The sequence below is a fragment of the Shewanella sp. SM101 genome (assembly GCF_025654465.1).
GTDB lineage: Bacteria > Pseudomonadota > Gammaproteobacteria > Enterobacterales > Shewanellaceae > Shewanella > Shewanella oncorhynchi.
Genome location: NZ_JAKKRH010000031.1, coordinates 33254 through 48795 on the forward strand (window position 1 = coordinate 33254; position 15542 = coordinate 48795).

The 15542-nt window shown below is 45.6% G+C and carries 10 protein-coding genes; 9 read left to right on the plus strand and 1 reads right to left on the minus strand.

The window, feature by feature from the left end; all coding sequences use genetic code 11:
- Positions 1–151: 151 nt before the first annotated feature.
- The 5 genes from L5M38_RS16645 (at position 152) to L5M38_RS16665 (ending at position 5707) form a co-directional block, all read left to right on the plus strand.
- A complete protein-coding gene (locus L5M38_RS16645) occupies positions 152–1201 on the plus strand; it encodes a 3-oxoacyl-ACP synthase III (protein ID WP_028760522.1) in 1050 nt (349 codons plus the stop codon).
- Positions 1202–1369: 168 nt separating this feature from the next.
- The gene (locus L5M38_RS16650; RefSeq protein ID WP_113938892.1) at positions 1370–2281 is read left to right on the plus strand and encodes an alpha/beta fold hydrolase; all 912 of its coding nucleotides are present in this window, start codon (positions 1370–1372) and stop codon (positions 2279–2281) included.
- The gene (gene oleC / locus L5M38_RS16655; protein ID WP_263179717.1) at positions 2281–4137 is read left to right on the plus strand and encodes an olefin beta-lactone synthetase; all 1857 of its coding nucleotides are present in this window, start codon (positions 2281–2283) and stop codon (positions 4135–4137) included. The genes L5M38_RS16650 and oleC overlap by 1 nt, the downstream gene beginning before the upstream one ends.
- A gap of 149 nt (positions 4138–4286) precedes the next feature.
- Complete coding sequence (gene oleD, locus L5M38_RS16660) at positions 4287–5432, plus strand: 2-alkyl-3-oxoalkanoate reductase (RefSeq protein ID WP_263179719.1); 1146 nt, start codon at positions 4287–4289, stop codon at positions 5430–5432.
- A 35-nt stretch (positions 5433–5467) separates the two neighbouring features.
- Positions 5468–5707 carry a DUF3624 domain-containing protein gene (locus tag L5M38_RS16665; protein ID WP_263179721.1) on the plus strand — a complete coding sequence of 80 codons (240 nt, stop codon included), beginning with the start codon at positions 5468–5470 and terminating at the stop codon, positions 5705–5707.
- A 25-nt stretch (positions 5708–5732) separates the two neighbouring features.
- Here L5M38_RS16665 and L5M38_RS16670 read toward each other — a convergent pair whose 3' ends face one another.
- Positions 5733–7358, minus strand: coding sequence for a peptide MFS transporter (locus L5M38_RS16670; RefSeq protein ID WP_263179722.1), 1626 nt, complete (start codon positions 7356–7358; stop codon positions 5733–5735).
- Positions 7359–8048: 690 nt separating this feature from the next.
- Between L5M38_RS16670 and L5M38_RS16675 the strand changes: the two genes are divergently transcribed.
- The 4 genes from L5M38_RS16675 (at position 8049) to L5M38_RS16690 (ending at position 15471) form a co-directional block, all read left to right on the plus strand.
- The gene (locus L5M38_RS16675; protein WP_131525740.1) at positions 8049–9035 is read left to right on the plus strand and encodes a TerC family protein; all 987 of its coding nucleotides are present in this window, start codon (positions 8049–8051) and stop codon (positions 9033–9035) included.
- Positions 9036–9230: 195 nt separating this feature from the next.
- Positions 9231–10769, plus strand: a complete 1539-nt coding sequence (locus L5M38_RS16680; RefSeq protein WP_263179724.1) for a hypothetical protein — start codon at positions 9231–9233, stop codon at positions 10767–10769.
- Between the two features lie 253 nt (positions 10770–11022).
- Positions 11023–11901: an ABC transporter ATP-binding protein gene (locus tag L5M38_RS16685; RefSeq protein WP_028760513.1), complete on the plus strand. Its 879-nt coding sequence runs from the start codon at positions 11023–11025 to the stop codon at positions 11899–11901.
- A 12-nt stretch (positions 11902–11913) separates the two neighbouring features.
- Positions 11914–15471, plus strand: a complete 3558-nt coding sequence (locus L5M38_RS16690; protein ID WP_263179725.1) for an ABC transporter permease/M1 family aminopeptidase — start codon at positions 11914–11916, stop codon at positions 15469–15471.
- The last annotated feature ends 71 nt before the right edge of the window (positions 15472–15542 follow it).

The window sequence follows — 15542 nt, forward strand, 5'->3', positions numbered from 1 at the left end:
TGGAACCTGCGCTGTGAGACAAGTCTTACACTCAAGATGGTTTTTTATTGAATCATCGGGCTTTTCTTGTTCAAATGTCGCATTAATGACGAATAACAACTGAAAGCTGACCTGCTGGTCAGTCATTCTAGTGAGCGAATAAAACAGTTTCATGAAATATTCCCGCGTATTTATTAATAGCCTGGCCTATGAACTGGCGCCTGTTGTGGTTTCCAGTAGTGAGCTAGAGTCTCGTCTTGCTCCTTTGTATCAAAAGTTCCGTATTCCTATGGGACAGCTTGCCGCATTGACTGGGATTACCGAACGCCGCTGGTGGCCAAAAGGACATCAATTGTCCGACGGTGCGATTAAAGCTGCCCGTAAAGCCATGGTTGAAACTGGGATTGATGTCGCCGATTTAGGTGCTGTTGTCTATACCGGCGTTTGCCGCGATCAACATGAGCCCGCAACCGCGTGTCGTATTGCTGCCGAATTGGGGGTGTCAAAAGACACTGCGATTTACGATATCAGCAATGCTTGCCTTGGGGTGTTATCGGGCATTTTAGATATCGCAAACCGTATTGAGTTGGGTCAAATCAAGGCGGGTATGGTGGTGTCCTGTGAGTCGGCGCGGGATATTGTCGATGTCACTATCGATAACATGCTGGCCGATCCGACCATGCAGAATTTTGCCCAGTCACTGGCGACCTTAACCGGTGGTTCTGGTGCCGTGGCGGTGATCCTTACCGACGGTAGCTTGCCGCTGACAAATGTGCGTCAGCATCAATTGCTGGGGGCATCGCACTTATCGGCGCCTGAGCATCATCAGTTGTGTCAATGGGGTTTGCAGGAAGTGGGGCACAATCTGTACCGTGAGTTTATGCGTACCGATGCCGTTACCTTGCTTAAAGAAGGCGTTGAATTGGCGAAGCACACTTGGGAGCATTTCCTTGAGCAGCGTAATTGGCTGGTTGAGCAAGTGGACAAAGTGATTTGCCATCAAGTAGGCGCTTCAAATCGTAAGCAAGTACTGAGTGCGCTCAATATTCCCCCCGAAAAAGAATTTCCAACGTATCAGCTACTGGGCAATATGGGCACAGTGTCGTTACCTGTGACCGCTGCGATGGCGCACGATCAAGGCTTTTTACAAGCGGGCGATCAAGTGAGCTTTTTAGGCATAGGCAGTGGATTGAATTGCATGATGTTAGGTATTAAGTGGTAGGGTGCAGTGCACCTTTTCACGCCTTTGCTTGATGGCTGGCATACATTCGAGTCAACCCAGTAAGTCCATGATTCAGTTGATAGCTTAGTCTTTAGTTCTGTCGATAAGCTAAGCCAGCTGTACATAACCCGTTATTCGCTCTCATAAAGAATCAAGATAGGAAGCGTCATGTTAGACACTCTGTTGCCTTTTAAACGTCATTTTCTTAGCCGTAATGGCAACAAGCTACATTATATCAACGAGGGCCAAGGCGAGCCTGTGGTGATGGTTCACGGTAATCCTAGCTGGTCGTTTTACTACCGTAATCTTGTTAGCGCCTTAAAAGACACTCACCAATGCATAGTGCCGGATCATATCGGCTGTGGCCTGTCGGATAAGCCAGACGATAGCGGTTATGACTATACCCTTAAGAATCGTATCGACGATCTCGAAGCCCTGCTCGATAGCCTGAATGTGAAAGAAAACATTACCTTAGTTGTACACGATTGGGGCGGCATGATAGGTATGGGTTATGCGGCGCGTTATCCTGAGCGCATTAAACGCCTAGTGATATTGAACACGGGCGCTTTCCATTTGCCCGAGACTAAACCGTTTCCTTGGCCGCTGTGGATCTGTCGTAATACCCTGTTAGGCACAGTGTTGGTACGCGGTTTCAATGCCTTTTCGTCTATTGCTTCCTATGTGGGTGTTAAGCGCCAGCCGATGTCGAAATACATTCGCGAGGCGTATGTCGCGCCGTTTAACTCTTGGGCTAATCGCATTTCGACGCTGCGTTTTGTGCAGGATATTCCACTGCGTGAAGGCGATAGAAATTATCAATTAGTCTCTGATATTGCTGCTAGTTTACCTAAATTTGCTAAAGTGCCGACCCTGATCTGCTGGGGTCTCAAGGACTTTGTGTTCGATAAGCACTTTTTAGCAAAATGGCGTCAGCACATGCCCCATGCGACCGTGCATGAGTTTGCCGATTGTGGTCACTACATTTTGGAAGATGCCAGCGATGAAGTGATTGCCCATATTAAAGATTTTATGGCTGACGACCACGTAGAAGCGGCGCCGTCCGAACAGGCCGCAGGTTAATGTCGACCTTGCTTGAGACTGAAGTGGCTCCTTTGGTTGCTCCTTTAGTGACGCCGTTGGAAACGCCGCTTTTAACGGGTTCTTCTACGTCAGCAACGGTCAGTGATGCCAATATTTGTCGTCATCTCAAGCAAGCCGCCCATGCCATTCCCCATCATCTTGCGGTAGCAGTACAAAGCGCTCAGGGCGCTTCTGTGGCGAATTTGCGTTACAGCGAGTTGGACTTCCTTAATCTGGATAGACAAAGCGATGCGATAGCCTTTGCGCTTAATGCCCATGGCATTGAGCGCGGCATGAAGGTTGTGCTTATGGTCACGCCGAGTTTGGATTTTTTTGCACTTACTTTTGCGCTGTTTAAAGCGGGGGTTATTCCTATCCTAGTTGATCCCGGCATGGGGATCCGCAATCTTAAACAGTGTTTTGCTGAAGCCGCGCCCGATGCCTTTATCGGTATTCCCAAGGCTCATATTGCTAGACGTCTATTTGGTTGGGGTAAGGGCAGTATTAAGTCATTACTCAATGTTGATGACGGCAAAACAGGCTTAGCGGCAAAGTTAATCCGTATCGGTACTGGTGCGATAAGTTTATCGACTCTGCTGCAAAGCACCTCAGTGCAATCTTCTGCTCCAAAGTCTGAATATCCCATGGTGATGCTTAAATCTGATGAGATAGCGGCGATTTTATTTACCAGTGGCAGCACTGGCACGCCTAAGGGGGTGGTGTATAGCCATGGTATGTTTGAGGCACAAATCCAAGCATTAAAAAACGATTATGGCATTTGCCATGGCGAGCGCGATCTCGCCACGTTTCCACTGTTTTCACTCTTTGGTCCCGCACTCGGTATGGCGTCTATCGTTCCTGAAATGGATGCCAGCAAGCCCATTACCGCCAATCCTGAATTCCTGTTTGCCGCGATTGAGAAATATCAATGCAGTAATATTTTTGTTAATCCCGCTTTGCTCGAACGTTTAGGCCGCGCGGGGGAACAAAAACAGCATAAATTGCCTAGCGTACAGCGGGTGATTTCCGCGGGTGCGCCAGCCACCATTGCCTCCATCGCCCGTTTTAGTAAGATGCTGAGCCAAGGTGTGCCGATTTTAAATTCCTACGGCGCAACCGAATCTTTGCCTATTAGTATGATTGCCAGCGATGCGTTATTTGCCACGACTGACATCACAGATAACGGCGGTGGTATCTGTGTCGGTCGCGCTATCGATGGCGTGACGATTCGCATTATTGCTATCAGCGAAGAGGTTATTCCCGAGTGGGATGATGCCTTACAGCTGAATAACGGTGAAATCGGCGAGATAGTCGTGCAGGGGCCTATGGTGAGTCAGTCCTATTATCTAAACAATAGTCAGCACGCTAGCCAAAACGAAAGCCAAGGCAAACGCGCGACTGCGGCGGCCAAGATTTGGGATTCGGCAACCAATACCGTTAGACACCGCATGGGCGATTTGGGGTATCTTGATGATCAAGGTCTTCTGTGGATGTGTGGTCGTAAGGCCCACAGAGTCGACGCTACCCTTAACGGATTGTTTGCTAAACGTTATTATTCCATTCCCTGCGAGCGCATTTTTAATACGCATCCCAATGTGAAGCGCTCCGCTTTAGTGGGAGTGAAAGTGGCGAACGAGATAGAGCCGTTAATTTGTATCGAACTCGACCAGTCATTGGTGTGCAATAAGAGTCAGCAGTTGTACCAAGATTTGATCGCCATTGCCGAGCAATTTACGCAGACTCAGGGCATAAGGCGGTTTCTTATCCATCCTGATTTCCCTGTGGATGTGCGGCATAATGCCAAGATTTTTAGAGAAAAATTAGCCGTTTGGGCACAATCACAAACGAAAGGTTGATTTAAAACTCCACGGCTTTTTCCTGCATTTTTTACGTTATATTCTGTGTTCATTTGAACAAACTCGCTTATTTTTAAGCCCTTGTGCTTATTTTAAACTTATTACACCGACTTTAAGTTCATGTAAATGTGCTGAAATGGATACCCTTAATGACGAAAGACCCAATCAAGAGCACGACGCTTGCCCAATTTGATGCGGCTGAACAAACGGCACTCGCGCAGCTCGCGCTTAAGGTGCAACACGCCTTTGTCACGGGGGCGGGGGGATTTTTAGGCAAAACGATTTGCCTGAGATTGTTAGCTGCGGGCATTAAAGTCACAGGTTTTGCGCGTGGGCATTATCCCGAACTTGAAGCACTGGGCGTAGTCATGCTGCAAGGGGATTTAGTCAATAAAGCTCTGCTGCAACAGGCGATGCAAGGCTGCGATATTGTATTTCATGTGGCGTCTAAAGCAGGTGTTTGGGGTGACAGAGACAGCTATTTTTGTCCGAATGTGAAGGGCGCTGCCAATGTGATTGCCGCTTGTAAGGCATTAAAAATAGATAAGTTAGTTTATACCAGTACCCCGAGTGTGACCTTTGCAGGGCAGGATGAATCGGGTATTGATGAGTCTACTCCCTATGCTACCAGATTCCTGAATCATTATGCCCACTCTAAAGCCATCGCTGAAAAGATGATGCTCGACGCCAATCAAGTGGGTGACATGCCACTTGAAAATCCTAGTGTGACTCAAGTATCTAGCCAAGTGACGACTCAAGCCACTGCACCCTATGCGTTAAAAACCGTCGCACTCAGGCCGCATCTGATATGGGGGCCTGGCGATCCCCATCTAGTACCTCGGGTCTTGTCGCGCGGGCGTTTAGGTAAGCTTAAACTGGTTGGCCGCGAAGATAAGCTAGTCGATACCATCTACATAGATAACGCTGCCTATGCCCATGTGCTGGCGGCACTGGAACTTTGCCAAGCAAAGCCTAAGTGTCAAGGGAAAGCTTATTTTCTGAGTAATGATGAACCCATCACTATGGCCGAGATGATCAATCTGATTTTGGCCTGCGATGCTTTACCGCCAGTGACTAAGCGTGTGCCTCAATCTGTAGCATATGTAGCTGGCGCCGTGTTGGAAACTGTGTATTTTCTACTAAAGAAGCAAGAAGAGCCCATGATGACGCGCTTCGTGGCACGGCAGTTATCCTGCAGCCATTATTTTGATATCAGCGCAGCTAAACGAGATTTAGGTTATCGTGCGCTCGTCTCTATTAATCAAGGGATGGCAAGGCTTAAAGTGTCGCTTTAGTTTTAGATATACTGCCATCATGTTATTGGGGATTTATGAGTTGCGGTGATTGTAAAACGTCAATTTTCAGACAAAAGATTGGTCGCTGCAAACGCTGTATGTGGCAGCTTACGGCTTTATCGGCCATCGGCTGGCCGCTGTGGTGGTGGCTTTATCGTGATGCGCCTAGGGATGTAAACTCGATTGCATTACTGTTTTTCTGCGCGGCTTTTACGGGGTTACTTACTTTGCACCTTATCGTCTTGGCTTACCGTCGCCTCAGAGGGCGAAAGTAAGCCAACCGACTTTCTGTTTGTGTGCTTAAACTGAGTGAGTCGCCATTTTCTCGTGCATCATTTTCTTCATTAATGGCGCAAGGGCAAAGAAGACTAATGCCATCACCACGCCAATTTGCGCCGAGAAGATAAACAGTTGCTCGTATAGCGCCATCGCACTCGGCACGTCACTTATTATGCCGCCTTGGGTATCAATCGCGGCGAGCTTGTTTAATTCGGCGGCTAAGATTTCAGAGTATGAAGTGCCGAGGAACCAAGCACCCATCATCAGGCTGACAACGCGTTTTACCGAAAGCTGAGTCACGGCAGATAAGCCTATGGGCGACAGCAATAACTCCCCGATTTCTAATACAAAATAAGCCGCGACTAAGAACCAAATACTCACTAAGCCACTGCTTAGCGGCATCTGGATCCCGAGCACAAGTACCATAAAGGATAAACCCGCGAACAAAATACCGAGTGCGGTTTTAACTGGTTTGCTTAGGTCGCAATTTTTACGGGCGAGGGCTGGCCACAGCCAAGCGAAGATAGGCGACAAACTGATCACAAAGAAGGCACCGAGGAAGGTTAGCTGTCCCGCACTCCATTCGAGGCCGAGCATGTTACGGTCCATCACACGGTCCGAAAATGCTACCCAAGAGCCATAGGTCTGCTCATATAAGCCAAAGAAGACCAAACCCGCAACGATGAAAAGCAGCAAAGCCGACATCTGTTGACGTTCAATCGGATTACAATGTTTCACCATGAACCAGCCAATACCAAGGGCGAGCACTAGTGATACTGAGTGCAAGAACCAAATCACTGGGCTCACTGCGGGTAATAAACTGCTAATCGAAAGTACGAGGGAGTGGGTTTGAATCAACCCCCAGACTATGATTACGCTGCCAATTGCGCTTAAGTAAATCCATTGTTCTGTCGTTATGCCGGCGGTTTTCTTTAAAATCCGCGCAGGATCTCTGGGTTCGGCGAAGCCTTGCAGATGTTTTTTGCCACGAATAAACACCAACAAACCTGCTAACATCCCTAAACCTGCCAAACCAAAACCGTACTTCCAGCCATAGGTTTCACCTAAATAAGCGCAAATTAGCGGGGCTAAGGTGGCGCCTAAGTTGATGCCCGCGTAGAAAATGGTAAAACCAGAATCTCGCTTAGCGGATGATTTAGGATAAAGCTGACCGACTATGGTGGAAATATTGGGTTTTAAAAAGCCCACACCGACAATGATTAAGGCGAGGGATAAATAGAATACTTGCAGCGCTTGTTCATCCCGTTGAACTTCACCCGCAACGATAACCGCTTGATGGCCTTCAAAGGCCATACCTAAGTGGCCGAGCACCAATAAAACACCGCCAAAGATCACCGCTTTGCGCATGCCTATATAGCGGTCGGCCAATAAGCCACCCACTACGGGCATGGCATACACTAAGGCACCGTAAGCACCAATCACGTTGTAACCAAATTCATCAGTAAATAGATGATATTTAATCAGGTAAAGAAACAGTAATGCTTTCATACCGTAGAAAGAGAAGCGTTCCCACATTTCGGTAAAAAAGCAGACAAATAAGCCCTTAGGATGCCCAAATAGCATTTCAGCTGGGGGCGAGCCTTGTTGGCCCTGCATTGCGTGTGGCGGGTTTTGTTCTATTGACACTTAAAACTCCCAATGCTGGCACTTTATGCGCCGAGCAGCTAATGATTCATTTTATCGTAATGAATTTTATTAATTATTTTTCATTATTTGTGATTATCGCGGCGCTTTTGATCACTAAAAGACGGCGCTGTTGCAGCAGTTAATCACACTCGGATGATATGGAACAGCCAAGGGTCTTGAAAGTGATGAATATTTTGTAGAACTAACATTTTTAGCCGTTCTTTAAGGCTCGCTATAGCAATACTAAGCGGTTAAATTAATTCATTTTCAGTTAAGAAATGAGTGCTAAATAGTGGCCATAATTCAACTGTGGCAGTTTTATCTTAGCGGCTTTAGCCTTGATTTAGCTGTAGTTCGTCGTTTAATGGATAGTGTAAGTTTTATGATTGATAACAATTTTGCATTATTGGTAGAGCATCTACGCGCTTGTTCGAGGCTGCTATCTAAAGGAATGTCACGAATGGGTGGGTTAGATGATTTTCTCAGGGAAGCGCTGTGATTGAGAAGTGAACTTATTCGAGGCATAAGTATAAATAAGCACCATAATTATATTGATTGTAAAAGAATTTTAATCTTGATAGTTGCATTTTTCATATAAGATTTCACAGTTTATATTTCTACAATGAGTCAATGTCTATCTGCTCAACTTTACTGATTTAGATCAGTCGTTATGTGTTACTAAGGAGACTTATGGAGTTTTTTACCACCCTATTTGTGGGTTACCCGCTTTGGGTTTGGTTAATGTTTTTCGGTTTTGTGCTGGCGTTATTAGCCTTTGACCTTGGCGTATTGCACAAGGAGCAGCATGAAATTACCGTGGCTGAAAGTTTAAAGCTTTCAGCCTTTTATATCTGTATGGGCTTATTGTTTGGGGCCTGGCTCTGGTGGTACAAGGGTTCAACCGCCGGTATGGAATACCTAACGGGCTATCTGATTGAAAAATCACTGTCTATGGATAACGTATTTGTTATCGCGTTAATCTTCAGTAGCTTAGGTATCCCACGTTTATACCAACATAGAGTGCTCTTCTGGGGCATTATGGGCGTAATAGTGTTGCGCGCCATTATGATCGGTCTTGGTGCTGTGCTTGTTGCCCAGTATCAAGGTGTACTTGTGTTATTTGGACTCTTCTTGATTTTCACTGGCGTGAAAATGCTCTTCTCAAACGATGAGCACGGTGATATCCAAGACAATAAGTTTTATAAATGGTTACGCACTAAGATGCGTTTTACGCCAACGCTGCATAAAGAAAAATTCTGGGTACGTGGCGAAGATCATCAGTTAACAAAAGGATGGTGGGCGACGCCGTTATTCTTGGCGTTGATCTTAGTGGAAACCGCGGATTTGGTGTTTGCAGTCGACAGTATTCCAGCTATTTTTGCGATTACCCAAGATCCTTTCATCGTTTATACCTCGAATATCTTCGCGATTCTGGGGCTACGTGCTTTGTATTTTGCGTTGGCTGCTATGGTGCACCGTTTCGAATACCTTAAATATGCGCTGTCAGTGGTATTAGTATTTATTGGGGTGAAAGTGGGTTTAGTGTATTTCAATCACGAGGGAATAGTGGACTTTACTATCCCAACAGCAGTGTCCCTTGGTGTGACTTTTGGTCTGTTAGTCTTAGGTGTCTTGTATTCGCTGTGGAAGACGCGCGGGCAAGAAGTTGAGAAATAGCTTGGACGGCTAGTCCAATAAGCAATATGTTTCGGCCGTTTAGTCATACTAAACGGCCTTTTTTATATCCTTAATATGTGAATCGTTAAGCTTTACAGAAGATGTTAAAAATTAGTCTATGCTTAATTCGAGCCGTTGTTAGTTTTGGGCTCACAAAGGGAGTTTTTAGGACTAATACTCTTCAAGGACGATATTATGAAACTCAACATTACCGCCATACTTCTGCTCACCGTTTGTTCATTGACCACAGTCAACGCAAAAGCTGCAGATAAGCAATCGCCCAACACTAGATCTAACGCAAATTCAACCTGTACTGGAGCCTATCCAAGTTACTTCCAAGATCCTGCTTTTACAAAAACAGGTATGTGGGATAATCAGGTCACCATCAATCAAGCCTATTCTGGCTGGAAGGGGCCTATTTTTAGCCTCAGTGATGCTTATTCGAGTGCCAAACCAGATAGCGCTGCACCTTGGCTTAAATTCAATCCCTTTGATAAAAATCTGAGTGAAAGTGATAAAAATACCCAAGCTGAGCAATACCTCTGGGCTGTGATGAAGTACATCCAAGAGGGAAACATCGACAAAGGCGATGTCAGTAAAGACTGGGATCTGTGTAACAACAAGGTGCGCTCTTGGTACCATATTCCCTATCAGACCTATGATCCCATGAGTGGGCGGGAATTTATCCATGGCTTGACCCGAGAAGCCCCCGTTACTATGGAGATAAAAGGCCAAGGCTCCCTTAAAACCACTATGTGGGCAGTGGGTTTTTATAATCCTCAGGCGGCAAACAGCATTGGCAAGGTATGGACGGGGGCGCCATCACCTGTGATGCCCCAGCAAAACTTTGCATTTAATGAAGGCAGTGTGATTGGCAAGTTACTGTTCACTACTGCAACGCCTAATAACTATCCTTTCCTTGAAAATGTACCTGTTTGGCAAGCCAATATCAGTGCCAGTGATTTCTGTGTATGTAAAAACGCCGATGGCAGTGCCTGTAGTTTCCAACAGGAAACAGAGCAATGCCCGCGCTCTGTCGCCGATGTGTACTTATTGCAGTTTGATATTGCAGTGCGCGACAGCCGTTCACCCGTGGGATGGGCCTATGGCACTTTTGTCGCCGATGGTCAGTTTAAAGCGAAAGAGAAAAATCCTTGGGATCGTATCTCACCTCTGGGATTAATGTGGGGGAATGACACGCCGCCAGCAACTGTGGGAGCGGCAGCATTCCCTCAAAAACCAATCACAGGGCTTAAGGATAGCGCGGTATTTCAAGAGGTCGTTGGCCGTTTGAATGAGCACACCAATGCGGGACACTTAGGGTGTAATGGGCGCCTAAATGGCCCTGCGGATAATGCATTAAGTAGCTGTTTATCTTGCCATCAAACTGCTTCAGTTCCCGATAGTACCAATAATACACCGGCAATTCTGTATCAATTTGCCTCGTATCAAGAGCCGGGCAGTGGTCAATGTTTAACATCACCCAGCGCCCTCGATTTATCGATTGACCAAGTGTATTTCAAAACCTTTATGTGTTCTGCATCCTTCGTTGGACCCAGTAACATAGTCCCTGCACCTAAATATACTCAAGGGCAAAAACAGTGGATTTCTACTGATTTTTCATTGCAGCTCAGTATCAGTCTCACCCAGTGGCAAGAATGGCAACAAGACCAAGATAACCTGAAAAAGAACATCAAAGTGCGCGTATTCGAGGGTACTTTACCCTCTCGTTAATGTTGAAGTTTATGTAACTAATTGTATTTAGTACGCCATATTTTAATTCGTGGCATATTTTTACTTTTATATTGTATTTCAATAACAAGGGACTCAAATAGAGTCCCTTTTGCTATTTTAGGGATTAAGAATATGTAGTTTGTTTTGCTGGCTAGCATTCTGTAAGTACATGAATATCTTGATAACTACTGTAAAGGTTAATTTTATGTGATAGTTTGTCGGTATTTTGAACTCACAGACGCAAGAGGGAAGCATGCTGACTATTTCTAATCTCACTAAAACCTATGATAACGGTGTTAAAGCACTCGATGGTGTTGATTTAACGATTTCCAAAGGGATGTTTGGTTTACTCGGACCCAATGGCGCGGGCAAGTCATCACTCATGCGTACCATTGCCGCCCTGCAAAGTGCCGATAGTGGCAGCATAGTGTTTGACGGTATTGATGTATTAGCCGACCCTCAAGCGCTGCGTAAAACCTTAGGTTATTTACCTCAGGACTTTAATGTTTATCCGCGTATTAGCGCCTATGACCTGTTAGATCATTTAGCCATTCTTAAGGGCATTAATCAGAGCAAGCTGCGCAAAGAAGCGGTTGAAGGATTATTGGCACACACCAATCTTTATCAGCATAAAAATAAAGCCGTGAGTGGTTTCTCTGGCGGTATGCGTCAGCGCTTTGGTATTGCTCAGGCCTTACTTGGGGATCCTAAGTTATTGATTGTGGATGAGCCTACCGCGGGTCTCGATCCCGAAGAACGTAACCGTTTCCATAACTTGCTGGTGAGTTTAGGCGAAGAAAAAGTGGTAATCCTCTCGACTCACATTGTCGAAGATGTGTCAGAGCTCTGCGCTAATATGGCGGTTTTGGCATCGGGTAAAATTCTGCTTCAAGGCAATCCACATCAATTGGTGGGTGAATTAACGGAAAAAATTTGGACTAAGACTGTGAGTCAAGCACAGGCACAGGAGCTTGAAGCGCAATTACCTGTGATTTCTAAGCGTTTATTAGCGGGACGCACAGTCCTTAATGTGATGGCTGAAACTTGCCCTGAAGGATTTACCCCTGCGACTGCTGGACTTGAAGATCTGTATTTTTCGACTTTGCTCAGTCACCGCCGTCAGGCTGCCTAAGGAGATATCAATATGTTGTTATCAATGCTTAGGTTTGAGTGGCGTTATTATTTGCGTCAGCCATCCTTTTATGTTGTTTCTTTTCTATTGTTTTTAATGAGTTTTCTATCAGTCGTCTCTAACAATATTCAAATTGGTAGCGGCGGTGAGGTGATGAAAAACAGCCCATTTGGGATTACTCAAACCATGTTGATCATGGGACTTATTTCCATGTTTGCCGTGGTGAATTTTGTGGGTAGCACGGCTATTCGCAATCATCAGCATTTGATGGAAGAGCTGATTTATAGCAAACCCCTATCACCATTTGCATACCAATTTGGTCGATTTCTCGGCAGTTTTGTTGTGGTGATGATGGTATTTGCCTTTATCCCCATAGGGTTAATGCTCGGCTCTTTTATGCCATGGGTCGATGCTAGCCGTTTTGGACCTTTTGCGTTATCGAATTATCTTGTGCCGTATTTTTTACTCGCCATGCCGACTTTGCTGCTGATCTCGACTCTATTCTATGCGATGGCAAGTCATTTTCGTTCCTTAATGGCGCTCTATCTGACCGCTGTAGCCATGTTGGTGCTTTATACCTTGACGGGCGAAATGGCGAGTCAGCCACAATATCGTACTATTGCTGCTTTGCTTGATCCCTTTGCGCTGCGCACCTTTGCCGAAGTGACCCGTTACTGGACCATTAGCGAGAAGAATAGCCAGTTAATTGAATTCTCAGGACTCGTACTGCAAAACAGGGCGATATGGTTTGGAATTGCCTGTGCATTACTGGCCGTTTCAGGGATTTTCCGTCAGCCGAGTTTGACTAAGAAACGTGAGAAAAAATCCGATAAAGCGGGGACAGTCCCCAGCTTAGTGCCTTTGGCACAATTGGCTATGGCAACTGAGCCTAATGGTCGCCAGCAATTTTGGACGCGGGTTAAATTTGAAGTACGGCAAGTACTATTTACCGCGCCATTTGTGGTGTTAGGTGTGCTGACTATTTTCAATTTAGTCGGCCCCATGTTCGATGATTTTGGTTGGTACGGCACATCTAATTGGCCATTAACCCAAGATATGGTGGATAACATTGCTGGCGCGACGGGGCTATTGATGGTGATAGTGTTGATTTATTACAGCGCAGAAATCGTCTGGCGTGAACGCAGTTCAGGAATGGGGGATATCGTCGATAGCGTTCCTGTTTCAAACTTAAGTTTTTGGGGCTCAAAGCTAGTATCTGTGGTCATAGTGATGACCTTGCTGTATGTGCTCGCTATGTGTACCACAATTGCTTTTCAACTGATAAAAGGTCAAGCCAATCTTGAGATTGCTCAGTACCTTATTCGACTGGGATTTTATTACCTCCTGCCGCTGTTGATGACCGCTGTGCTGGCGTTTTTCCTGCAAGTGCTTAGCCCAAATAAGTACGCAGGTATGGGGCTATTTGTTGCTTATTATCTAACGACATTTGTTATGGCAAGCTGGGGATTTGGCCATAGCTTATATAACTTTGGTCAATCACCGACCTTAATTTACTCGGATATGAACGGCTACGGTTGGGGCTTATTAAGTCATGCACTCTATATGATTTACTGGGGGGCTTTTAGCCTTATCCTGTTTGTTTTAGGTTATGGCTTGTACCATCGCGGACCGCAGCAAAGCCTTAAAACCCGTATGGGATTACTGAGTTATCAGCTTGGTTTTAGTGGCAAAGCCATTGTGAGCGTTGCTTTGGTGGTGTTTTTGGGTATGGGCAGTTATTTGTTCTACCAAACAAAAGTGTTGAATCATTATTTAACCCAAGATGAAACCACAGATCTGCAAGCCGATTATGAGAAGGCCTTCAAACAATACCAAAGCATGCCGATTTTAGTGGCCACTAAGGTCAACGCGAATATTGATATTTTCCCTGAAGAGCGAAAAATTGTTGCTAAGGTGATATTCGAATGGCAAAACAAGTCAGATAAACCAATCGAAAGGATGTTAGTGCAGTGGCCCGAGCATACTGAGGCCGAAACGGTAAAAATCAATATCCCAAATACAAACTTAGGTGAGTTAGATAGCCGCTATCGCAATGCTTGGTTGACCTTTTCGACACCTGTGCAGCCTGGGCAGGTGGTGCAAGGGGACATTCAATTAGTACGTCAGTCTGTGGGTATTGCTGAAGCTGGCTTTGATATGTCTGTGGTTGAAAATGGCACCTTCATCAACAACTTTGAACTATTGCCCCTCTTTGGTTATCAAGACGGCTATGAGCTGATGGATCGCCACGAGCGCGAAAAGCGCGATTTAGCCGAAAAAGCTCGAGCGAACAAGCTTGAAGACAGCCGTTACTACACGCAAAACTTCTTTGGTGTCGATGGTGATTTCATTCAGTTTGAAGCTACTATTTCGACAAGTGCAGATCAAATTGCATTAGCGCCAGGGTATTTGCAAAAACAGTGGCAGCAGGATGGGCGTGAGTATTTCCATTATTCAATGGATAGCCCTATGGTGAATTTCTACGCGATTATTTCGGGCCGTTATCAGGTGGAAAAAACTGAGCACAATGGTGTTGCGGTTGAGGTTTACTACCATGCGGAGCATCCTTGGAACGTTGCGCGCATGATAGAGTCGGTTAAAGATTCTATCGATTACTACACACAAGCATTTGGGCCTTATCAGCATAAGCAAATGCGAATTATGGAGTTTCCGGGTTACCGTAGTTTTGCACAAAGTTTTGCTAATACAGTGCCTTACTCAGAGCGTATTGGTTTTATTACTGATTTACGCAATGAGGATAATATCGATCCTGTGTATTACGTCACCGCCCATGAAGTGGCGCATCAATGGTGGGGACACCAAGTGGGTGCTGCGGATGTGCAGGGCAGTGCTGTGATATCCGAAAGCTTGTCGCAGTATTCGGCGCTGATGGTGCTGGAGAAAAAGTACGGCGATAAAATGATCCGTAAATTCTTGAAATATGAATTAGATAGATATTTACGTGGCCGTTCATCTGAATCCATCAAAGAAATGCCTTTGCTGCGCAGTGAAAATCAGCAGTACATTCATTATCAGAAAGGCTCAGTGGTGATGATGGCGATTAAAGATGTGTTGGGTGAAGCGAAACTCAACGCTAATTTGAAGGCATTCTTAGCACGTTATCAGTATCGTAATGATCCTTTCCCAACCACATTGGATTTAGTGAGTTACCTTGAGCAAGGCACAGATGAAGCGCAAGCTCGCTTTATCGATGAGTCTTTTAATGACATCACACTCTACGATCTTAGGTTAACCAATGCGGTCATGACCACTCTGCCTGATGGTAAGACGCAAGTTGACTTGAGCATTTATGCCAGTCGCAAAGTCGCGAGTGGTAAAGGTGAAGAAACCGAGCAACCTTTAGATGCCATCATCGATATCGGTGCCTTTAGTGCCGATCCCGATAAGCTAAAGGATGACAAACAGGTGTTATTGATTGAGAAGCACAGGCTGGTCAGTGGTGAAAACAAGCTGACGATCACTTTGGCTGAAAAACCCAGTTATGTGGGGGTCGATCCCTTTGTGAAGCTCATCGACAGAGATACGAAGGACAATATCTTTAAACTCTAAATCCGTTTTGAAACCAGTTTGTTAAAACCAACGCACTATCTGGCATGACCTGTTAGATAGTGCGTTTTTTA

Coding starts and splice junctions, on each gene's coding strand:
- L5M38_RS16645 (WP_028760522.1), top strand. CDS start 152: ATGAAATATTCCCGCGTATTTATTAATAGCCTGGCCTATGAACTGGCG.
- L5M38_RS16650 (WP_113938892.1), top strand. CDS start 1,370: ATGTTAGACACTCTGTTGCCTTTTAAACGTCATTTTCTTAGCCGTAAT.
- oleC (WP_263179717.1), top strand. CDS start 2,281: ATGTCGACCTTGCTTGAGACTGAAGTGGCTCCTTTGGTTGCTCCTTTA.
- oleD (WP_263179719.1), top strand. CDS start 4,287: ATGACGAAAGACCCAATCAAGAGCACGACGCTTGCCCAATTTGATGCG.
- L5M38_RS16665 (WP_263179721.1), top strand. CDS start 5,468: ATGAGTTGCGGTGATTGTAAAACGTCAATTTTCAGACAAAAGATTGGT.
- L5M38_RS16675 (WP_131525740.1), top strand. CDS start 8,049: ATGGAGTTTTTTACCACCCTATTTGTGGGTTACCCGCTTTGGGTTTGG.
- L5M38_RS16680 (WP_263179724.1), top strand. CDS start 9,231: ATGAAACTCAACATTACCGCCATACTTCTGCTCACCGTTTGTTCATTG.
- L5M38_RS16685 (WP_028760513.1), top strand. CDS start 11,023: ATGCTGACTATTTCTAATCTCACTAAAACCTATGATAACGGTGTTAAA.
- L5M38_RS16690 (WP_263179725.1), top strand. CDS start 11,914: ATGTTGTTATCAATGCTTAGGTTTGAGTGGCGTTATTATTTGCGTCAG.